Source organism: Helicobacter bilis ATCC 51630, from assembly GCF_000686565.1.
Classification (GTDB): domain Bacteria; phylum Campylobacterota; class Campylobacteria; order Campylobacterales; family Helicobacteraceae; genus Helicobacter_A; species Helicobacter_A bilis.
The window spans coordinates 1-21,010 of sequence record NZ_JMKW01000020.1; the positions used below are offsets into that span (position 1 = coordinate 1).

Genomic DNA, 21,010 nt, shown 5'->3' on the forward strand with positions numbered 1-21,010 from the left:
AAAGTCTTTTAATATTGTTGCTATATAGATTCTAGCTTTGAGTTTATCTGCTAGGGCTGTGTATATTGGATTCCTATCAAACAAATTTTCTGCAAATAAGATTCTATGAATGATTTTTTCATTAAAGGTTTGTGGATTTTTAAAGTCTGGTGTATAGCCAAAGATTTTTTTATGTCTGTATATGAAGTATTCTTCATCACTCATTTTTGATTCTTTCCTTGCTTGATAGTTTTTATACCAAGAAGTTTTTCTTATAAGTTTTCGTAATCCCATGTGTATCCTTTTGTGTTAATTTGTGGTTTTTTGTGAAGTGTGGGGTATTATAGCATAAAGTTTTGTGTTAATTGTGTTTTTGGGATTTTGTAAGAATCTAAGTTGCGTTTTTTGCTATTAAGCATTAAGTATTTAAAACACTATACACACAATAATAAAAAGCAATATGCACTAATCCTAGAACACATTATTTTCAATAAAACCCAATAAATACCAAATAAATACTTAGTTTTTTGCTATAATCATGGCTTTATTTTACGCAGAATGATAAACTGCAAGTAAGGAGACCATATGAAAACTAGCACAAAACTAATGGCAAAGACAGCGTTGATAGCAGGCTTATGTGTGCCTATAACACTATTAGCAAATGGAGATATGATGCATATGAATACACAAAGTATAGGGCAAAAAGGTGGCGTAGTAGTGAATCTTATAGGCGATTGGCGTGTGAGTCTTATTGAAATAGATGGTGCATTTACTCGTGTGCCAGAGCAGGCAGAGGGTGTATCTATGCAGATTAGTAGCAATCAAATAGCAGGTATCGCAGGTTGTAATAACTTTATGTCGCCCTACACTCTCTCTGCAAATAAGCAGCAAATTACAATTAGTGAAGGTGCAAGCACGAGAAAAATGTGTCATCCAGAAGAAGTTATGCGTTTTGAAGATTCTTTCTTGCGTTTATTAAATGGCACATTTATGATTGAGAAAAACTTTGAGGGCATTACGTTTGTGCGTGATAATGTGAAAATCTATCTTGTGAAATAGGCATTCGTATATAATAATCTTATGGCTTTCTGACACATATTTACAATGCTTTTTAAATGTGATAATGTTGTATTATTAAACTTAGCTAGGTAATAAAGGAAGTCATTATGCAAAATTTAGAAACACCATGTTTTAAACCTCCATTGCCATCACATGTATCAAATGCGATATATCATAATTGCAAATAATTTACTATACATGTTTCATGGATTCTAGATTCTATACATCTTGCACACCAAAGCCCTGCACCCGCCCAAGTGGTTGGGAATCTAGATTCTAAAAATTACGCCCCAAACCCCGCAGCCCACCCAAATTCAGCACAGAATCTAGAAACTCTATTTTTACACCCTAAATCCTAGCCTACTTAAGTGTAACTACAGATTTGCGAGTGCATGGATTTAATTATTTTTTATCATAAGCATTGCAAATCACTCAAAAAATACAAAAAGATTCATAGAACACTAATCTCACATATTACTTATCATTAGCGGCAATTGAGACTTTTTAGAATTTCTCCACTAAATCCATCTTTTTGTAAATATTGCACAATCTCTTCTTCATAGAGTGGGGCGGCAAGTATAATACACTCAATATCTTCATAAGTTTCCTTGCATGGCTTTGCTACAACTATCTTGGAGTTTTGTAGATATTTGCCATGTTTTCTTGTATCTAGGTCATAACAGCATACAATTTTTACTCTATTCTCTAAAGTAAGAAAACTTAATAAAGAATTTCCATGCGCACCAGCTCCATATAATGCTATGCGTTTATACTTCGAGATTGCGATATTAAGCTTTTGTATCGCATTTTGCATTATCGTATATGTATTTTTGGGTAGCATGGCTGGTGTGTAGTCTTTTACATTTTGTGGTGCTTTCTTCTTAAAAAATAGTCCTAAATGCTGATTTCTATAAAGCATAAGCGTGTCGATATGCTCACACCCCATTGCATTAAAAATATTAATCAATGTAGATTGTTGATAATATCCGCAATGATCATGAAAGATTTCATAGAATCTTGCATTTTCAAAAAACTCTCTTATATTAGGCACTTCTACATAGATGATACCATCTTGTGCGATTAGCTTTACCACATCTTCTAAAAACTCTCGTGGTGTATCAATGTGTTCTAGCAAATGTCTAAAGACAATGCAGTGAATTTCGTGCTTAATGTGTTTTTGCATAGAAGCTAAATTAAAAAAATCTTGTATGTGTAAGTGATTTGTAGTTTTTGCAAACTCAAGGGATACAAGAGATGGGTCAATGGTGTATAAAAATTCACAATATTTTGCAAGCTCCATGGCTAAATCGCCACTTCCGGGGGCTATCTCAATGAGATTTACCCCCCCCCCCCCCATAGTAGTAGCACCATTAATAGCGGCACAATGCGATATAATGGCATTTTTAATATTCTGTATAGAAGTATTCATAGAAGTTGAAACAATTTTTCTCGACATATAGCCACTTTTTTGATACTCTTTCCACATAGATTCCCTATCAAAACTTGCGTTAAAGACAAAGCCGCATTCAAAGCATTGCACTAAATCCATCTTAGCCTTACCACATGCATAATCATCGTTCGTGCAATCTGTGGCGACTGAATCTAATCTGCCACATGACACAAAAGTATTGTGATGGCTAAAAATAGGTTGAAATTGAGAATTTTTGAAACACATTGGACATTTCATGTTATTTCCTTGTATTGAAATCGATTGCATATACACTACACAATACTGCCAAGCATTATAGTTATACTTTGTGCGGTTTGTATAAATGACTTATTTTATCGCTTGGGCTTAAAGTGGAATCCGATAAAAACATTATAACAATACTTCAAAACACAGCACAAACATTACTTTTTTTCTATTTTTGTTTATTGTATGGATTTTTCGTAACATTTTTGTTTAAAAGTTTATTTTTTTGTTTATACTCATAAAAGTTTGCAATTTTAGATTGAAGGACTAGTTATGAATGAAGTGGTTGAAGCAGGACAATGGATACAAAACTACACGCCAGTTGCTGATAATATTTGGCTAAGTGGTTTTGTAGCATTGTTACCTATTTTATTGTTTTTGGCATGTCTTGTATGGTTTAAGTTAAAGGGTTGGCTTGCTGCAAGTCTTACCGTTGGGCTTAGTGCGATTATTGCCTTTGCTGTGTATGGTATGCCTTTAAATATGGTGGCTATGAGTTTCGTGCAAGGGTTTTTGATGGGGCTTTGGCCTATTGCGTGGATTATTATCGCTGCGATATTTTTGTATAAAATCGCTGTGAAGACTGGCTATTTTGAGATTCTAAAAGAGAGCGTAATCGCTGTTACACCAGACCAAAGATTGCAAGTTATTTTAATCGCATTTTGCTTTGGTGCGTTTTTAGAGGGTGCTATTGGCTTTGGTGGTCCTGTGGCTATTACTGCGGCATTACTTGTTGGCTTAGGGCTTCGTCCTTTATATGCGGCAGGTTTATGTATGATTGCAAATACTGCACCAGTTGCCTTTGGGGCGGTTGGGATTCCAATCACTGCACTTGCAAAGGCAGTAGGACTTGATGCAGGTGATATTGCGGCTATGGTGGGGAGAATGCTTCCACCTTTAACGCTTTTTGTGCCATTTTTCATTGTATTTCTTATGAGTGGATTTAAGGGGGTGAAAGAGACTTTTCCAGCAGTTTTTGTAGCGGCAGTAACTTTTGCAGGTGTGCAGTATTGGAGTTCTAATCACTTAGGACCAGAATTGCCTGATATTATCTCTGCTATTGCGGCGATTGGGGTTACTTCTGTATTCTTAAAGTTTTGGCAACCAGCAAATATTGAAAGAGCTGAAAATAACACAGAATCTAGCATTGTCGCAAAGCAGTATCCACTCTCGCAAATAATTCTTGCGTGGATGCCTTTTATCCTTTTGGTTCTTACAATCGGCTTGTGGCAAATGCCATTTTTTGCAGATTTATTTAAACCCGGAAATGCACTAGCTAGCACAAATATTGTATGGACTATACCCGGTCTTGATCAGCTTATTATACAGCAAACTCCTATTGTTGCAAACCCAACAGCACTTGGGGCAGATTGGAAATGGCTTATTATCCAGAATCCGGGCACTGCAATCTTACTTGCTGCATTACTTAGCATTATCGTGCTTCGTGCGAATGCGACACAAGTTATAGAATCTGCAAGTGAGACTATTAAAGAAATGTCTATCCCAGTGCTTACCATTGGACTTGTATTAGCCTTTGCTATCATCTCTAAAAATAGCGGTCAAGCCGCTACAATGGGATTAGCCCTAGCTCACACTGGCTCACTCTTCCCATTCTTCTCACCTTTTATTGGTTGGGTAGGGGTATTCTTAACCGGTAGTGATACAAGCTCTAATCTACTCTTTGGTCCATTGCAGCAAGTTACTGCTAAAGCCCTTGATATGCCTGAAGTGCTTTTCATGGCAGCAAATACGGTTGGCGGTGTCGTAGGTAAGATGATAAGCCCACAAAGCATAGCTATCGCATGTGCTGCGGTAGGTCTTGTAGGTAGGGAATCTGAACTCTTTAGATTCACCCTTAAATATTCTCTTGGCTTTGTTGTATTCATTGGTATTTGGACTGCGATTATTGCATATATAATACCGGGCATTATTGTCGGCTAAATCCCTTGTATTTTACGCTTAGACTTTATATAGTCTTTGTAAAAAGCAAGCAAAAGATTCTAAAAAAGCAGTATTTTTTGAAATATAAGGTATCATTTCAAAAAATACATAGCAAAGAAACTACATGAGTGTATTAAAAGCAGAAAATCTAAGTAAATCTATCAAAAAAACAAGAATTGTAGAAAGCATTACACTTGAAGTGCATAGCGGTGAGGTCGTTGGTTTGCTTGGTCCAAATGGTGCGGGTAAAACAACGACTTTTTATATGATTTGCGGCTTGCTTGAGCCAAGTGGTGGCAAGGTGTTTTTAGATAATAATGATATTTCTGCAAAGCCCCTACATGAGAGAAGTCATTTAGGCATTGGCTATTTGCCACAAGAATCTAGCATTTTTAAGGATTTAAGTGTAGAAGATAATCTTTTATTAGCCGCTCAAAGTGCCTTTAAAAGCAAAAAAGAGCAAGAAAATCGCATTGAAGTCATGCTAGAAGCCTTTAATATTGAAACAATCAGGGATAGAAAGGGCGTAAGCCTTAGTGGTGGCGAGAGAAGACGCGTAGAGATTGCCAGGGCTTTGATTAAGAATCCTAAGTTTATTTTGCTTGATGAGCCATTTGCTGGTGTAGATCCTATCGCTGTGCTTGACATTCAAAAGATTATACAAACTTTAGTGGAAATGGATATTGGCGTATTAATCACTGATCATAATGTCCGCGAGACACTTGGTGTATGCCATCGTGCTTATGTGATTAAAAGCGGTGCGTTATTTGCAAGTGGCAAGGCCGAAGAGATTTATGAGAATCCTTTGGTTAGAAAATACTATTTAGGCGAAAATTTTAAAGCATAAAGATTCTATAATTAATAAAAGGAAAAAGATGAATGAATTAAGACATTTGGCAGTCGTTATGGATGGCAATAGACGATGGGCTAGAAAGAATGGAATCTTAGAGAAAATAGGCTATTTGCATGGGGCAAATACGATACAAAAAGTGATTGAAGTCTGCATTGAAGAGGGCATTAAACACTTAACACTTTTTGCTTTTAGCACAGAGAATTGGCAGCGACCACAAGAAGAGATTGACTATCTTTTTAAGCTATTGAAAAAATATCTCGATGAAAGCCTTGAGAGATTCTTAAGTAATGATGTGAGATTTAGAGCGATTGGACAGCTAGACAAACTTAGCCAAGATTTACGCAAAGATATTGCAGACTTTGAAGAGCAAACAAGACACTGCAAAACCTTATGTGTGAATGTCGCTATATCTTATGGGGCAAAAGATGAGATTGTGCGTGCGGTTAAAAGAGTGGTGGATAAGAAGTTAGAGATTACAGAAGAAAATATCAGTGCAAACCTTGATATTAGCGAAGATGTGGATTTATTACTCCGTGTTGGCAGTGCTTCAAGAATCTCAAACTTTTTATTATGGCAATGTGCGTATGCAGAGATATTTTTCAGCAAAACACTTTTTCCGGGTTTAACTAAAAAGGAATGCAAAAGAATTATTGATGACTTTAAACAAAGAGAGAGAACTTTTGGTAAGTGAATAATTTAACAGATTAAATCAGAGATAAAAGGGGGATAGCTATATTAATTTTCTTGCTATATGACTTCTCTTTATGATTAAGATTATATGAATATCATAAATTCTATGAATGAAATAAAAGATTTTAAAGTGGCTAGATTCTAGATTTCATCAGTATGTCGTATTTAGTATATCATAGGATACAAAAGAATCAAGGCGAGATAAATCGCACCTTGATTCTTTCTTTCAGGGTGTTTGACTTTTCCTAAGAAAAGTTCTACTTCTAAAGGAGGTCTGAAACTTCCTATCACACTACCCAAGTGCAACATTTAGCATGATAAGCATGTTGTTTAGGTCTAGTAGGCATGTTTCCCCGCCTAAAAGACTATAATGCTAAATAAGAGCTATTTATCTTGCATAGTCTTATATCACCAACTCTCAATACCATATTCACGCACAAGAGCGCCATATCCTTGACTAAGCAGTGCAGTCTTAATTTTCTCAAACTCTGCCTTATCTGCTTGATTATGTGTAGCTTTCAATGCTTTTGCCTTTTGTGCTAACTCTCTTGCATGTGCCGCATCTCTAATTGTCATAATAGACTCCTTAATTAAAAAAATCTGCCAAATCTGGCATGTCGGCATTCTACAAAAAAAAAAAACAAGTCAAGCAAAAATATAAATACGATAAATATATCCAATATTATCGCGTATTTATTAGCTTATTAACAAATGTCTAGATTCTATTAGTTGTTATGCTGAATGCAATGAAAATATAAGATTCATAGGGATATTTTTTAGCAAAACAATTTTTCTTGGTTGAACTAAAAAGGAATTATTGAGAACTTTAAACAGAGAATATATCCTTTGGTGAGCAAAGGATTATAACATTTGGTTTATTGCGATTTGACACACTATATAAGAAAGGCTAATTTGTGAAACTTTATTGGATAAAAACTGCTATTTCGAATGTTGATATTAACCTAGCAATCTATAAAAAAATAACTCTCTCCACCGTTCAAAAACTAATGCAAAAAAGTATCAATACTCACAAAGCCTTATAAGTGTAGGGCTTTTTTATGGTGCATATGCTCTACAATTGTAAAATAAAATATAAAATCGCTTTTTATATAGCAAAAAATCTTTTAAACGACTATATGCTGTATTCCCGTTTTTCCAACAAAAAGCTCTAAAACCACTTGCATTTTTATCCTTTTTCTTAGTCTCTATCCAAACACCCTTTGAAAGATAGAATCCACATTTTTTGTGTAGTAGCTAAACTCAAAACATTCGCGGATTGCCTCTTCCCCGATAAGTCCCACAAGCTCACTATCAGCAAGTAAATATTGCAAGTAAAGCGATTCGCCCTTATCGTTTAATGCACTCTCACCATTTTGCAAATCGCCCCAAACCTTCATCGCATTTCTTTGCACGATTTTATAGGCATCTTCGCGGGATACGCCTTTTTTAGGTAGCTCTAGCAAGATTCGCTGTGAGAATACAAGCCCACCTGTAAGGTTTAGGTTTTTCATCATATTTTTAGGATACACCACTAGCTTTTCAAGCAGCCCTTTTAAACGCATTAGCATAAAATCCGTGGTGATAAAGCTATCTGGCAAGATAAATCGCTCCACGCTACTATGGCTGATGTCTCGCTCGTGCCATAGTGCGACATTCTCCATTGCGGGCATTGCATAAGCGCGGATTATTCTACAAAGTCCTGTGATGTTTTCGCTTAAAACCGGGTTTCGCTTATGTGGCATAGCAGAGCTTCCCTTTTGCCCAGATTCAAAATACTCTTCAGCCTCATAGACTTCTGTGCGTTGCAGATGTCGCACTCCAACAGCGATTTTCTCACAACTACTCGCCAAAAGGGCTAAATCACTCATAAGCCTAGCGTATCTATCCCTCTGTATCACTTGATTACTCACGGGGGCGGGTTTAAGTCCAAGCTCTTTGCAAACGAGTTCTTCTAACTCCATAGGCGTGTGGGCGAGATTCCCCATTGCCCCACTTAGCTGCCCCACAGAGATGACTTCAAGCGTAGATTCCAATGCCTTTAAATGCCGCCCTAGCTCATCATACCATATCGCCAAAACGAGTCCAAAGGTGATAGGCTCTCCGTGGATCCCGTGGCTTCGCCCCACCATTAGCGTGTCTTTATGCTGATAAGCCCTTGTCTTTATCGCCTCTCTCACTTGTTTAATATCATCTAAAATAATCTTTAAGCTATCTCGCATTTGCAGTGCCACAGCGGTATCTATGCAATCACTAGAAGTGATCCCATAATGCACCCATCGGCTCTCCTCTCCCAAGCTCTCCGCCACAGAAGTGGTAAAGGCGATTAAATCGTGCTTAGTAACAGACTCAATCTCATCAATCCTAGCGATGTCAAATTTCGCGTTTTTACATATCTTTTCACAATCGCTATCAGGGATTAGCCCTAGCTTATTCCAGCCACGCACTAATGCCTTTTCTACTTCTAGCCAAGCAGAATACTTCGCATTCATATCCCAAAGTTTTTTCATCTCTTCTCTTGCGTATCGTTCTACCATATCATTTCCTTAAGTTGTGTTTATAAACCTAGAAGTGTAGCAAAAAGTTTTTAGTATCATTTAAATTATGCTTTTTAGAATCTGTTTGTTTTTCGGGAAGCAGATTCTATGTGTTGCTTGTTTGATTCCATATCATTATATAGTAAGGCATAGAATCAAAAATAAGATTCTATTATTATTTAAGTATAACTAAATATGTTTAGTTTCTACATATTCACTCACCCTTAACTTCTTCCTATTGTCGCATATCCTGCAAGTCTTTCTTTTCTTGTAAATCTAGTGAATCTGGTATTTCTTGTGCTTCATTTAAATCATTTTGTAAATCTTCCTGCATATCACCTTTATACTCATCAAGGAAATTGCAAGATTCATTATTACTCAAAGAACACCCTTTTTCAAAATACATTTTTGCCTTATCTTGATTTTGTATCACGCCTAAGCCCTCTTTATAGGCTATGCCAAGTTGCAGACAGCCAAGCCCCTCTCTGTTATCACAGATTTTTTCAAAAAGTGTATTTGCCATTTCATAACTATGTCTCACACCTAAACCATCATAATAAAGCATAGCAAGATTATAGCAGCCACTCATACTGCCCTTATTACAAGCGATTTTATAGTATTTTTTTGCTTTTCTATAATTATTTAGTCGCTGATAGCTAAAGCCTAGTTTATCGCAACCTTCTTTATGATTATTATCACATGCTTTTTTGAGATAGGGGAGTGATTGCGTGTATTCTTGCACTTGAATGTAGAGCCACCCGCTAAATTCACATTCCGTGCGGACATTGCAAGTGCGTATATCTGGTAGATTATCATTTAAAAGCTTTTCACAAGATTCTAAATGCGAGTTCGCACAAGCTACAATGGCATTTTTTCTCTCACTCTCACTTAACTCATTTTTAGAATCTTTTGCATAGCATAGATAAAAAAGCATAAAAAATAGAATGTATAATCGCATAGTTTTCCTTTATCCCTTACCTTTAGAATTATAACACACTCTATAATCTCGCACGATATTTTCAATACACAAAGCATTAAAACTTCATAATCTTTTGCTATGCTACACTTTTTTAAGCGATATTTTTTAACAGGGATTTTTATGCTGACATTTTCAGAGATTCTATTAAAGCTACAAACATTTTGGGCGAATGCTACTTTTAATAACACAAAGGGCTGTGCGATTTTACAACCCTATGATATACCCGCTGGGGCTGGGACTTTTCACCCTGCGACATTGCTAAGAAGTCTTGATAAGACGCCATGGGCTACCGCCTATGTCGCACCATCTCGCAGACCAACTGATGGTCGCTATGGGGAGAATCCAAATCGACTTGGAAGCTATTATCAATTTCAAGTTTTAATTAAACCCTCACCAGATAATATACAAGAGCTATATTTACAGAGTTTAGAATCTTTAGGGCTAGATACAAACGCACATGATATTCGCTTTGTAGAGGATAACTGGGAGTCGCCAACACTTGGGGCATGGGGGCTTGGCTGGGAAGTGTGGCTTGATGGTATGGAGGTAACGCAATTTACCTATTTTCAGCAAGTAGGCGGTATCCCATGTGAAAGTGTGAGTGTGGAGATTACCTATGGGGTTGAACGACTTGCTATGTATATACAGGGGGTAGAATCTGTATTTGATATTGCATGGAATGAGAGTATGAAGTATGCTGATGTGCATTTGCAAGGTGAATATGAGTTTTCAAAATATAATTTTGAGGTGGCAGATACTGCATTTTTATTTACAAGCTTTGAAAACGCACAGAATGAAGCAAGGAATTGCCTACTTGCAAAGTTGCCATTACCAGCCTATGACTATACTATGCTATCAAGCCATTTTTTCAATGTGCTTGATGCAAGGAAGGCTATCTCTGTCGCACAAAGACAAGAATACATTCTAAAGATAAGAGAGCTTGCAAAAGGCTGTGCTACGCTGTATAAAGAGCAAGAAGAAGAGCGACTAAACCGCATAGAATCTGTAAAAAGCAAATAAAATTTATACTAGGATTTAAGAATGCAAACAAAACATGCCATTACCCTGCAATTTAAAAAGCTACATGAAAATGCGATAATACCGCAGTTTGCAACGGCTGAGTCCGCTGGATTTGACTTTCATGCTTTAGAATCTTGTTTGTTAAAGGCTAATAGCCATGCATTAATTCGCACAGGGCTTTGTATGCAAATAGATAAAGGCTATGAGATACAGGTGAGAAGTAGAAGTGGTTTAGCCTTAAAGCATAAGATTATGGTGCTAAATTCCCCTGGGACTATTGATAGCGATTATAGGGGGGAGTTGCAAATCATTCTAGCAAACTTTAGCACACAAGATTTTGTTATAAATGCTGGGGATAGAATCGCACAAGGTGTAGTAAGTGCCTTGCCACAAGTAAATATCATCGAAGTAGCAGAAGTGAATGAAACAGAGAGAAATACAAATGGCTTTGGTAGCACAGGTGTGTAGGTTTTAGAGTCCACACCAACAGAGCACGCAAACAAAACTACAAATTCTAGCAGTTGTTCTGTGGCTTTGGCTGAATTGTGATGGTATGAGTTTCTAAGCGATATGACTATCCATCACAATTCAGCCAATCGCCCAAATTGTATAGACAAGGGCGAATTTTTATAGAATCTAGATAGAATCTAAAAATACAGAATATTACAGGATAAAAACATGCGATTAGTATTATTTAGCGGTGGAGTAGATAGTACCACAGCATTATTTTGGAGTAAAAAAGAGTGTGCTACACATGCCTTAATCTTTAAATATCCAAGTTTGCATAATAAAAGAGAGATAGATTCTGCTGTGCGGATATGTAAAGATGAAAATATCTCTTACACACTTTTAGATATGAGTAGCGTATTTATAGGCTTTAAGAGTGCCTTGCTGCAAAATAGTAGTGAGAGCATTCCACAAGATTCTTATAATCTGGAATCTATGGCAAAACTTGTTGTGCCTTTTAGAAATGGGATCTTTCTTAGTGTTGCAGCTGGACTTGCAGAATCTCTTGGCTATAAAGAGATTGTATTAGCAAATCATGCAGGAGATCATCCACTCTATCCAGACTGCACGAAGACTTTTATAGATTCTATGAATGAGAGTATTATGCAGGGAAGTGGTGGTGCAGTTAAGCTTTGTAGTCCATTTTGTAATTGGGATAAAAAAGAGATAGTAAAGCTTGGTTTAAGTTTGGGTGTTGATTATACAAAGACATATAGCTGTTACAGGGGTGGTGAGAAGCATTGCAATACATGTCCTACTTGTATAGAATCTAATGAGAGTTTTTTAGCAAATGGCATTGTTATAGAGAGATAGCTTTGTTTTTATAGAATCTAGCATAATCATAGAGATATTTCACCCATAGAATCTAGTCTAATATCTACTTATAGAATCTAAACGCAATATCAATATTACAATCACACAAATAATATTTTAAATCTTTAAGAGATGATTTTTACAGCCATTTTATAATAATTTTACAGCGATAGAATACACTACATTAATTTATATGAAAGGTGTATTATGCAAAAACTTCTTTTAATCCTATGTGTAAATATTATATTTTGTGCGTGTTCTTCTACCTTGCCGACTTTTTCTTATGAGAGTGATTCTACACTTAAAAGCAGCATAGAAGAAAAGGCAACCCCTGCATATCCACAAGCCTATTTTGCGGTATTAAGCGATACGCATATCTATGATACAAATCTTGGAGTAGATGGCGAGGCTTTCAAAGAATATCTTAATAATGATAGAAAAATGCTAGTCCAAAGTGTAGAGATTCTAGAATCTGCCCTAAGTGATATTGCCTCAAAAAAGCCACAATTTGTGCTAATTTCAGGGGATTTAACAAAAGATGGCGAGATAAGCTCACATGAAATATTACAAAAGCGTTTATACGACTTAAAAGCACAAGGCATTCAAACCTATGTAGTCCCGGGCAATCATGATGTAAATAACTCACATGCAAGAAGCTTTCATGGTGCTACAACAAAGCAAGTAAAGTCCGCTCAAAAAGAAGACTTTGCTAGAATCTATGCGGATTTTGGCTACAATCAAGCGATAAAAAAAGATCCAGATTCTCTAAGCTATATTATAGAGCCAGTGGAGGGTTTATGGATTTTTGGGCTTGATAGCACGAGATTCCCTGAAAATAGCATGAAAAAAGATCCTATTGTAGATGGGAAATTCTATCCGCAAACGCTGCAATGGATTGAAGCAAATTTAATTGAGGCAAACAGACAAGGAAAAGCAGTCATTGCCTTTTTTCATCACGGAATATTAGAGCATTATACAGGTAATGCGACCTTTTACCCCGAATATTTGATAGAAAATTTTCAAGCGATAGCAAAAATGTTTGCTTTCTATAATGTCCGCATGGTTTTCACGGGACATTTTCATGCGAATGATATAAGTATGCAAGAGTTTAATGGCAAGGTGCTATATGATATTGAGACAGGCTCACTTGTATCCGCACCCTCGCCCTATCGCTTTGTAACGCTAAAGGATAATAAGGCTTTTATCACAACTTCTATTGTAAAAGAGATTCCAAGTGTGCAAGACTTTCAAACATTTGCCACAGAATATACAAAAAATGGCTTTGAAGTGCTTGGCAAGGCAGTTATGGATAAATTTTTTGTAAGCAAAAAAGATCAAAATATATTAGCACCTTATATCAGCAGTGCCTTTATCGCTCATTACATGGGTGATGAGATGCCACAAAAAGATCAAAAACTTATCCCAGATTCTAAAGAGTTAGGCATGTTTGGCAAACTCGTGCTACATAAAAAGAGAGATTTGATTATAAATATTTGGCATGATTTAAAACCGCAAGATAATAATATTGTTTTGGAATTTAAATAATTATGTTTTAACATATAGGAATATGCTATGAAAAGATTTCAAAAAAGTATTATATGCTTATGCTTTGTTATGGGCTTTGCAGATACTACAAAAGAGAGTGAGAATTTAGAAAAACATTTGCGAGATAATGTAGCACAAAAATTAGAATCTAGAATCACAGATTTAAGCGATGAGACAGGCTGGTATTTCACAAATAAGGGCGGATTTAAATACAACTATTTAGGTGTAAGTTACACAAGTCAATTCTACTATAAACAAGCATTATTTAGAGATAAACATCCGCTATTTTTTGGGAGTGCTGAGATAAATAGCGGGATTGAGGCGACTTTTACAAGTTATGGAAGACTTGGGGCTTTTGTAGTTTTTCAGCCTTTTAGCTTTTTTGGGATTGTGTTTAATGTAACTTATGAAGGGGCATGGAGTGAGCTTGGCAAACCCGTGCTTATAGAATCTCAAAGAGACTACGCACATGCAGTTACAGGCGGACCAAAAAGCACAAAAGAAGTCATACGCACAGGTGGCAATACCCTGCTTTTTCAAATCGTCCCCTATCTTACACTCGGTCTGCCGATAAAAGATGACTTTTTAGTATTTGTGTATCGCCCTTTTATTACTATATATAAAGCCCTTGATGTAAGTCCTAATACATTTTTATACTATTCCACAGATAATGTTGTAGTAAGACCAAGCGATGTGCATGTAGCCCATGATATAATGCTGCTTTATAGTATCACAAGTCTTGGCATACGCTTTGGTGTTGATGGAGTGATAGAGCAGATAGGCTCATATAAAGGTATATGGCGACATGGAATCTTTGCGATAGGAATCTATCATAATCCACTAAAGCAGTATAAAAAACTCACGCCATTTGCTGCCTTAAAAGTTGGGACATGGCTTAGCGATAGATATTTTCAGCATGATTTTACGATATTTGCAGAATGTGGGTTACGCTTTAAAGTATTTTAGCAATGCGTTTGGAGATTCTACAACATGAATACTTCAATCTTAAGTAAAGTATATCAAAGTGCGTTTTAGCACATTTTAAGATTAACATGCTAGAATATTGCTTTATGTTTATGGAATCCTTTTTGCACTCTGTGTTTTAGCATAAAGATTCTGTATGTAACAAGGAGTTATTTTGGATACGGATAGTTATCACTCGATTGGTATGGTTTTATTGGCATTTATTCTTATTCTTTTAAATGCTTTTTTTGTGTTATCCGAATTCGCTATGGTAAAAGTTAGGAAGTCTCGCTTAGAAGAGCTTGTAAAGCAAAATAATCAAGTCGCAAGACTAGCCCTTAAAATGTCTAATTCCCTTGATAGCTATCTCTCCGCTACTCAACTTGGCATTACGCTAAGCTCACTTGCACTAGGTTGGGTGGGGAATCATATCACCGCTTTGATTCTATATAGTATGAATGCGATTTTTCAAGTCCATACGCAGCTTTTAGATACCATTAGTTTGCTTATATCATTTAGTTTAGTAACGCTTCTTCATGTGATTTTAGGTGAGATTGTCCCAAAATCCATTGCTATTGCTAAAAGTGAGACAGCCTTTTTAGCGATTGCTCGTCCGCTTTATCTTTTTTGGCTTATCTTTTTCCCAGTGATTAAATTCTTTGACTTTGCTTCATCTATGTTTTTAAAGCTATTAAAAGTTCAAGCCCATAGTGAAGCCCATAGTGATGAAGAGCTAAAAATCATTGTGGGTGAAAGCTTAAAAGGTGGATTTTTAGATTCTATTGAAGGTGAGATTATCAAAAATGCGGTTGATTTCTCCGATACTCTTGCGAGAGAGATTATGACACCCAGAAAAGATATGATATGCCTTGATAAGACTTTGAGTTATGAAAAAAATATTGAGACTATTATATCAGGTCCAAATCATACGCGTTATCCTTATTGTAATGGAAGTAAAGATAATGTGATAGGCGTTATTCATATACGCGATGTGCTTGCGGCAAATATTAAGAATAATTATCAGCCTATTAGCTTTGATTCCTTTGCGAAAAAAATGCTGATTGTCCCAGAGAGTGCCTCAATCTCGCAGATTCTATTAAAGATGAATAAAAAGAAAGTTGATACCGCCCTTGTAATTGACGAATACGGCGGCACGGCGGGTATGATCACCTCACAAGATATTATGCATGAAATCATGGGTAGCATTGTAATGGATACTAAAGAGAATGCTGATTACAAAAAGCTTGATGATAAAACCTATGAGTTTGATGGCAAGGTAGATTTAGAAAAGGTTGAGAGTATCTTTGGCTTTGAGTATGATGAGGAGTTTATGCAAGTTACCATCGGTGGCTATGTGCTAACACTCTTTGGAGATATGCCAAATATTGGCGATATGATTAGTGATGAAAAATGTCAATATGAAGTCTTAGAGATTGAAGAAACTCGTATAAAAAGGGTAAAAATCACTCTGGGTTAAAAAGGCTTTAGATTCTATATCTTATGAGTTAGCTTTTTCTTATTACAATAATGAAAATATTTATTTGGAGATATTGTTGCGATTTAATACTATTGTGTATTCTTATCTATTTTTTGCTCTTTTTGTTTTTAATGCGTTAGCTCTTTTAAGTGCAGAATTTATGCCTATTTTCTCACAGCTTTTTACTCTATTAGCAGAAGATGGTCGCATATATGATATATTCTCTTGCATTCTGCTTTTCGTTGTGCTTTTAACACTTCTTAGCATGCCTATCCGCATGTATAAACAAAGGCAAACTCTAGGCAAAACGGCACCTTTTATAGTTAGCATTACCGCTTTTATTTTGTTATGTATTGTATGTGTATTATTGTATTGGCTAAGTGGAAAGATTTTTGAAAAAGATTCTATGGACTTGCTACTTAGTGAAGAAAATATCATGCAGACATGGCAGTCTTACTATACTTCATTTGAGTTTTTTATCTCATTTGCATGCTGGATTTTATTTATTATTTTGCCTTTAGCTTATAAGGCACTTTCTCTAAAAATTAATATAGAGCATAGAATCGGTAAATCCATGCTTATTTTAGAGCCAAGTATAACGACTATCATCATATTTATGAGTGCAAATGCCTATCACCCCTATTTCTCACCCTTAGTGAGTAAATATATCCATTTTACTTGTTTTGTGATAGCAAATATATTACTACTTTATGTGCTATTTCGCAATAAAAAGCTATTTGGATTCTATGAATATGCAAATATTATTTTACTTTCTCTTAGCATTTTATATTTTGTGCTATGCAGTAGCAGTATGCTTCGTGGCGAGTTTTTTAACGCACAGCTTACACTTTATGCGTTAGGCATTGCTTCATGGTGTAGTGAATGGCTTTATAATCAAGAGATTGTGAGCGAACAAATCGCATCATAAGGGGGAGTTATGAATATTGTTTTTTTAGGCACACCATTATTTGCTAAAGAGATTCTAGAAGGGCTTATGAAAAATCACACGATTTTATCTGTGATAACACAGCCAGACAAGCCCTTTGGTAGAAAAAAGATTCTAAAAGCACCAGAAGTAAAAGAATGTGCTTTAACAAATAATATCCCTTGCTTTCAACCTGAAAAAAGCATAGATATTATAGAAATTTTACATAATATAGACACAAAGCAAAAGATTGAAGCCATCATTGTAGTAGCCTATGGCAAGATTCTAAAAAAAGAGATTGTATCTCGTTATATTTGCCTTAACTTGCATGGGTCTTTACTGCCCCATTATCGTGGTGCAAGTCCTATTCAAACAAGTATTATGAATGATTATAAACACTTTGGCTTAAGCGTGATTTATATGAATGAGGGGCTTGATAGTGGCAATATCGCTGCAATACAAAAGATAGAAAAAGACATAGTCGCAAGGAAAAATGTAGCAGAAGTCTTTCACACATTAGCACCTTATGGAATCTCTTTGCTAGAAAAAGTGCTTAATGATATAAAGCACAATACATTGCAAACTACACCACAAAACCACGACATTGCAAGCTATTGCAAAAAGCTTACAAAAAATGATTGCTATTTAGATTTTATAGACTCTTATACTTGCTACTTGCATTTCTTAGCATTAGGACATATTGGGGTATGGACGAAGTATAAAGATAGCGTTTTAAAGATTAATATGATACAAGATTATGTGTTAGATAACTCTGTGTTAAGCGATTCTGTTTTACAAGATTCTAGTTTGAAAGATCCTACTTTAAGAGATTCTAAACTACAAGATTCTATCCCAAAAGATTCTATACAAAATAAAGTAGCTAAGCAAAAAGGCACAATCCTAGCAATAAAACAAAATATGGCATGTATCGCATGTGAAAATGGTGCATTATGGATAGAATCTGTAACACCACAAAATAAATCAAAAATGACAATGACAAGCTTTTTGCAATCCCAAAATCTAAAGGTTGGCGATAGTTTGGTGTTTGAGTAGTTGTGAGTCTTTAGGTGTATTAAAACATAGTGAGAACCAGCATTATTGTTGTTTAAATCCCCTTGTAATTTCATAATAAAAAATTTTACAAACAGGTAACCATGAGAGTAATATTTATCCAAAAAATATATTTAAATTTATTGAGTTATAATAATGGCAATTGGATTTTACTCCAAATTAATCATTTCTTGAAGTTTTCAAGTGCTTATCTTTTCCATATGATTATTTTCTTTCACTTCATTAATTATATGGTTTGAAACACACTTCTCAATCAAAGCAATATTACGGCTAAATAAATGATTTTCACTTTTCTTTATCCATTTTTGATTAAGTTTTATTGCTTCAACGCTTTCATCAATGCCGATGAATTTTCTCCCTAATTTTAGGGCTTCTTGTAAAAATCCCCCACCACCACAAAAGCAATCCATAACTTTAGATTCTGTATTTGACGACATAGCAATAATACGCCTTAGCATTGCTCTATTTTTCTCGGTAGGATAGGCTGGATTTTGAGAGTCTTTAAACTCCCAAATATCTTGTATCTTTTTGCCTTTGCATTCATCTATATAAACTTTCTTGCGTGGATTCTTATTTTTACCCCATTCAATTACCCTGCTTCTTGCAATCTGTTAAGCTCTTTTAACAATTCACTTTATCCATTATTAAATCGCTTAAAATATTCATCAATCTCTTCTCGCATTTCAATTCCAACTTCCTCAAATGCCTCCAACAACATAGCATAGCTTCCCACCCCACCTAGAAAGTCCCAAAATTCGTCTGCTACTTTGAGTTCAAACTCTAAATCTAGCATTCCCGCCATCGTCCAACGCTCGTAAGGTTTTGGTGCGTAAGGATTGTAAGGAATGGCTACGAGTGATTGAAACTTAAGATTTGGGTGAGATAGCCCAAAACACGCCACCCAAGTTAAAAGTGTGCGTTTAAACTCTTTAAAACTGCCTTTGTTTGGCTTAGCAGTTTTAATATCAATCAAATACACATCATCGCCCTTTTGCAAAAACAAATCCACTTTTGTAGGTTTAATCGTGCTTGTTTGCCCACTTTGTGCTACTTCTAGGATTCTAGCAATTTCACTTTGTTTATCTGGTCTAGCATTTGCACTTTCTAAATTATCCATAATCTCTTGTATCACTCTTTGAGCTTTTTTAGTTATGGTATCTCCTGCACTTGCTTGTCGCTTGATACTATCAAACTTCTTTAATCCCAGCTCTTCTGCAACAGGTTCAAAAATACTTGTGCCAAAATTTGTATTAAGGCTTTGTATAAAACTATATAAAGCCATTCTACTTTACCTAAGAGCCTTGTGTGAAAGGGCATATAGTTACTTTCTGGTTTATAATTCTCAAACTTATTTCTTAGGGCTTGAATCAGTCTATTTTTAATTGCTTGTTTCATTTTTATCCTTTAAGTGAAAAATGCTCTCGCTATACGCATTTGTGTCTTTTTCACTGCGATTTAGCACAGGTCTATCATAGCGTTTAATAATCTGCATTCCTGCCATTTCCGCAATACTTGGATAGAGATTAAATCTATCATTTGCTACTAAAAACACATTGTAGTCTTGTTTTAAAAAGTTTTTTGCATTTTTTAAAGCCATTGCAATCGCTTTTGTATAGTTTTCTCTAGCATTTTTGCTTTGCCCCTTTAGTTTCGCACCTATTTCTAGAGTATCCTTTCGCTCTAAATTCAATAGTTCATAGCTATAAGCGTGCTGCTCGTGATAATCTATTAGCCCTACATAAGGAGGAGAGCTAAAGATTCCAGCAATTTTTTGTGAATGCAAGAGATTAGCAAAAATAGCATTTTGCTTTTTTGTTTCATTTACAATATCTACATCACAAGAGTCTGCATTAAGACACAGACCAAAACAATCACTTCTTAAAGTCTCAAACTCTTTGATTCTCTTTAGCGTATCCTTTACATAGCTTTTAAACCATTTTAAAGAGCTAAAAAGTGGCTTACAAATTCTGCCGTGCTTTTTGCAATAATAGCTTCTTAACATAGGCTCTTTTAAGGTGGCTAAATCGGCGTGTGTTGTAGCCCTACAACTTCGTGCAGTGCGGCTTAAAATAATGTTTAGAATCTCTTGCAAATCTTTCGGTGCTTTTGTGATTTCATTTTTTAGTAAAATAAGTTCTTGCTTAATAGATTCTATATACCAAAAATCTAAAAAACTTCCATTATTTTTAACATTTAAATCAATATTGAATTGCTTAACTAGCTTGTCATAAATGCTTAAAAATTCTCTTTCTTTTATTTCTCCATAGACTTTTTCATCAATTTCTTTTAGCACTACTTTGCGTTTAAAATCTTTAGGAAAAAACTCTACATTAAACGCATTTAAATGTTGAGTTAAAGTCTCTTCAAAAGCCTTTATATTACTATTTTCATAAAAAGATTCTAAAGCTTGGATAAGCCTGTGGCATTCTTTTTCTAAAAGATTACTATCATAACGCCCCAACTTCGCATTAACAAGCATAGTATTAAAGCAAGAAACATCAATCCCAATGCTGTGCATTCCCAATTCACTTGCCACACATAAAGTCGTGCCACTTCCTGCAAAAATATCTAGCACAATATCATCTTTTTTAAAATAAGATTCTGTTTTCAGTGTATCAGTATGAGAGTCTAAAAAATACTCCACAAGCTGGGGGATAAATTTACCTTTATAGGGGTGAAGTCTATGAATATGCTTAGTTGTCTCTGCCTCTTTATAGTTTGCAAAAGCTAGTGGGTAGCTGTGGCTTTCTTGCGTGTAGCGCGTATCATAATAGGCTTTTAACTCATCTTTGCTAACCAAATTTTCCTTAGAATTTATCGCATAATTTGCCACTTTTCCATAGTTAATAAGATACAAAATGTTGGAGTTTGTTACTCTTTTATTTAAATATGCACTAGCCCACACACTTGCTTCTTTTGGCGTGAAAAACTGCTTCAAATTATTTACACTTTGCGTCATTC

20 protein-coding genes are annotated in these 21,010 nt (G+C 35.5%); 12 read left to right on the forward strand and 8 right to left on the reverse strand.

From position 1 onward, the window contains the following. A partial coding sequence (locus tag T368_RS13305; RefSeq protein WP_034595136.1) for a hypothetical protein occupies positions 1-273 on the reverse strand: 273 nt, incomplete at its 3' end. Positions 274-564: 291 nt separating this feature from the next. Between T368_RS13305 and T368_RS0105070 the strand changes: the two genes are divergently transcribed. Further along, the gene (locus T368_RS0105070; protein ID WP_004086662.1) at positions 565-1,038 is read left to right on the forward strand and encodes an META domain-containing protein; all 474 of its coding nucleotides are present in this window, start codon (positions 565-567) and stop codon (positions 1,036-1,038) included. Between the two features lie 484 nt (positions 1,039-1,522). On the opposite strand, the gene T368_RS0105075 is transcribed toward T368_RS0105070, so the two are convergent. Next, positions 1,523-2,725 carry a class I SAM-dependent methyltransferase gene (locus T368_RS0105075; RefSeq protein ID WP_027338337.1) on the reverse strand — a complete coding sequence of 401 codons (1,203 nt, stop codon included), beginning with the start codon at positions 2,723-2,725 and terminating at the stop codon, positions 1,523-1,525. Positions 2,726-3,004: 279 nt separating this feature from the next. Between T368_RS0105075 and T368_RS0105080 the strand changes: the two genes are divergently transcribed. The 3 genes from T368_RS0105080 (at position 3,005) to uppS (ending at position 6,216) form a co-directional block, all read left to right on the forward strand. Continuing rightward, positions 3,005-4,672 (forward strand): lactate permease LctP family transporter, encoded by a 1,668-nt coding sequence (locus T368_RS0105080; protein WP_004086658.1) that lies wholly within the window; start codon positions 3,005-3,007, stop codon positions 4,670-4,672. 124 nt (positions 4,673-4,796) lie between these two features. Continuing rightward, a complete protein-coding gene (lptB, locus tag T368_RS0105085; RefSeq protein ID WP_004086657.1) occupies positions 4,797-5,519 on the forward strand; it encodes an LPS export ABC transporter ATP-binding protein in 723 nt (240 codons plus the stop codon). A gap of 28 nt (positions 5,520-5,547) precedes the next feature. Then, entirely contained in the window at positions 5,548-6,216 is a 669-nt protein-coding gene (uppS, locus tag T368_RS0105090; protein ID WP_004086656.1) for a polyprenyl diphosphate synthase, read from the forward strand. 407 nt (positions 6,217-6,623) lie between these two features. Here the strand turns inward: uppS and T368_RS14860 are convergent, their stop codons facing one another. The 3 genes from T368_RS14860 to T368_RS14505 form a co-directional block, all read right to left on the reverse strand. Further along, the gene (locus T368_RS14860; RefSeq protein ID WP_004086655.1) at positions 6,624-6,791 is read right to left on the reverse strand and encodes a hypothetical protein; all 168 of its coding nucleotides are present in this window, start codon (positions 6,789-6,791) and stop codon (positions 6,624-6,626) included. A 629-nt stretch (positions 6,792-7,420) separates the two neighbouring features. Next, positions 7,421-8,749: an adenylosuccinate lyase gene (purB, locus tag T368_RS0105105; protein ID WP_004086654.1), complete on the reverse strand. Its 1,329-nt coding sequence runs from the start codon at positions 8,747-8,749 to the stop codon at positions 7,421-7,423. A gap of 235 nt (positions 8,750-8,984) precedes the next feature. Then, positions 8,985-9,707, reverse strand: a complete 723-nt coding sequence (locus T368_RS14505; protein ID WP_004086652.1) for a tetratricopeptide repeat protein — start codon at positions 9,705-9,707, stop codon at positions 8,985-8,987. 141 nt (positions 9,708-9,848) lie between these two features. Here T368_RS14505 and glyQ point away from each other — a divergent pair, with 141 nt between their 5' ends. From glyQ to T368_RS0105150, 8 genes are all read left to right on the forward strand, one after another. After that, positions 9,849-10,748 (forward strand): glycine--tRNA ligase subunit alpha, encoded by a 900-nt coding sequence (gene glyQ / locus T368_RS0105115; protein WP_004086651.1) that lies wholly within the window; start codon positions 9,849-9,851, stop codon positions 10,746-10,748. Between the two features lie 39 nt (positions 10,749-10,787). After that, complete coding sequence (gene dut, locus T368_RS0105120) at positions 10,788-11,216, forward strand: dUTP diphosphatase (RefSeq protein WP_027338338.1); 429 nt, start codon at positions 10,788-10,790, stop codon at positions 11,214-11,216. A 210-nt stretch (positions 11,217-11,426) separates the two neighbouring features. Further along, positions 11,427-12,068 (forward strand): 7-cyano-7-deazaguanine synthase QueC, encoded by a 642-nt coding sequence (gene queC / locus T368_RS0105125; RefSeq protein WP_004086648.1) that lies wholly within the window; start codon positions 11,427-11,429, stop codon positions 12,066-12,068. A 207-nt stretch (positions 12,069-12,275) separates the two neighbouring features. After that, positions 12,276-13,613 (forward strand): metallophosphoesterase family protein, encoded by a 1,338-nt coding sequence (locus tag T368_RS13315; protein ID WP_051591321.1) that lies wholly within the window; start codon positions 12,276-12,278, stop codon positions 13,611-13,613. Positions 13,614-13,640: 27 nt separating this feature from the next. Then, positions 13,641-14,579, forward strand: a complete 939-nt coding sequence (locus tag T368_RS0105135) for a hypothetical protein (protein WP_004086642.1) — start codon at positions 13,641-13,643, stop codon at positions 14,577-14,579. Between the two features lie 172 nt (positions 14,580-14,751). Next, positions 14,752-16,053 carry a hemolysin family protein gene (locus T368_RS0105140; RefSeq protein ID WP_004086640.1) on the forward strand — a complete coding sequence of 434 codons (1,302 nt, stop codon included), beginning with the start codon at positions 14,752-14,754 and terminating at the stop codon, positions 16,051-16,053. 76 nt (positions 16,054-16,129) lie between these two features. After that, positions 16,130-16,981 carry a hypothetical protein gene (locus T368_RS0105145; protein ID WP_004086638.1) on the forward strand — a complete coding sequence of 284 codons (852 nt, stop codon included), beginning with the start codon at positions 16,130-16,132 and terminating at the stop codon, positions 16,979-16,981. Positions 16,982-16,990: 9 nt separating this feature from the next. Beyond that, positions 16,991-18,031 (forward strand): methionyl-tRNA formyltransferase, encoded by a 1,041-nt coding sequence (locus tag T368_RS0105150; RefSeq protein WP_004086636.1) that lies wholly within the window; start codon positions 16,991-16,993, stop codon positions 18,029-18,031. 197 nt (positions 18,032-18,228) lie between these two features. On the opposite strand, the gene T368_RS14870 is transcribed toward T368_RS0105150, so the two are convergent. The 3 genes from T368_RS14870 to T368_RS0105165 all read right to left on the reverse strand — a co-directional run bounded on the left by T368_RS14870 (position 18,229) and on the right by T368_RS0105165 (position 21,008). Next, positions 18,229-18,657: a DNA methyltransferase gene (locus tag T368_RS14870; protein ID WP_080628847.1), complete on the reverse strand. Its 429-nt coding sequence runs from the start codon at positions 18,655-18,657 to the stop codon at positions 18,229-18,231. A 26-nt stretch (positions 18,658-18,683) separates the two neighbouring features. Continuing rightward, positions 18,684-19,331, reverse strand: a complete 648-nt coding sequence (locus T368_RS13320) for a TdeIII family type II restriction endonuclease (protein WP_004086631.1) — start codon at positions 19,329-19,331, stop codon at positions 18,684-18,686. A 96-nt stretch (positions 19,332-19,427) separates the two neighbouring features. Beyond that, the gene (locus T368_RS0105165) at positions 19,428-21,008 is read right to left on the reverse strand and encodes a DNA methyltransferase (RefSeq protein ID WP_004086630.1); all 1,581 of its coding nucleotides are present in this window, start codon (positions 21,006-21,008) and stop codon (positions 19,428-19,430) included. Positions 21,009-21,010 lie beyond the last annotated feature (2 nt).

Coding starts and splice junctions, on each gene's coding strand:
- T368_RS14505 (WP_004086652.1), bottom strand. CDS start 9,707: ATGCGATTATACATTCTATTTTTTATGCTTTTTTATCTATGCTATGCA.
- T368_RS0105080 (WP_004086658.1), top strand. CDS start 3,005: ATGAATGAAGTGGTTGAAGCAGGACAATGGATACAAAACTACACGCCA.
- lptB (WP_004086657.1), top strand. CDS start 4,797: ATGAGTGTATTAAAAGCAGAAAATCTAAGTAAATCTATCAAAAAAACA.
- T368_RS0105075 (WP_027338337.1), bottom strand. CDS start 2,725: ATGAAATGTCCAATGTGTTTCAAAAATTCTCAATTTCAACCTATTTTT.
- T368_RS0105070 (WP_004086662.1), top strand. CDS start 565: ATGAAAACTAGCACAAAACTAATGGCAAAGACAGCGTTGATAGCAGGC.
- T368_RS13320 (WP_004086631.1), bottom strand. CDS start 19,331: ATGGCTTTATATAGTTTTATACAAAGCCTTAATACAAATTTTGGCACA.
- T368_RS13315 (WP_051591321.1), top strand. CDS start 12,276: ATGCAAAAACTTCTTTTAATCCTATGTGTAAATATTATATTTTGTGCG.
- purB (WP_004086654.1), bottom strand. CDS start 8,749: ATGGTAGAACGATACGCAAGAGAAGAGATGAAAAAACTTTGGGATATG.
- T368_RS0105150 (WP_004086636.1), top strand. CDS start 16,991: ATGAATATTGTTTTTTTAGGCACACCATTATTTGCTAAAGAGATTCTA.
- uppS (WP_004086656.1), top strand. CDS start 5,548: ATGAATGAATTAAGACATTTGGCAGTCGTTATGGATGGCAATAGACGA.
- T368_RS14860 (WP_004086655.1), bottom strand. CDS start 6,791: ATGACAATTAGAGATGCGGCACATGCAAGAGAGTTAGCACAAAAGGCA.
- T368_RS0105135 (WP_004086642.1), top strand. CDS start 13,641: ATGAAAAGATTTCAAAAAAGTATTATATGCTTATGCTTTGTTATGGGC.
- queC (WP_004086648.1), top strand. CDS start 11,427: ATGCGATTAGTATTATTTAGCGGTGGAGTAGATAGTACCACAGCATTA.
- glyQ (WP_004086651.1), top strand. CDS start 9,849: ATGCTGACATTTTCAGAGATTCTATTAAAGCTACAAACATTTTGGGCG.
- T368_RS0105165 (WP_004086630.1), bottom strand. CDS start 21,008: ATGACGCAAAGTGTAAATAATTTGAAGCAGTTTTTCACGCCAAAAGAA.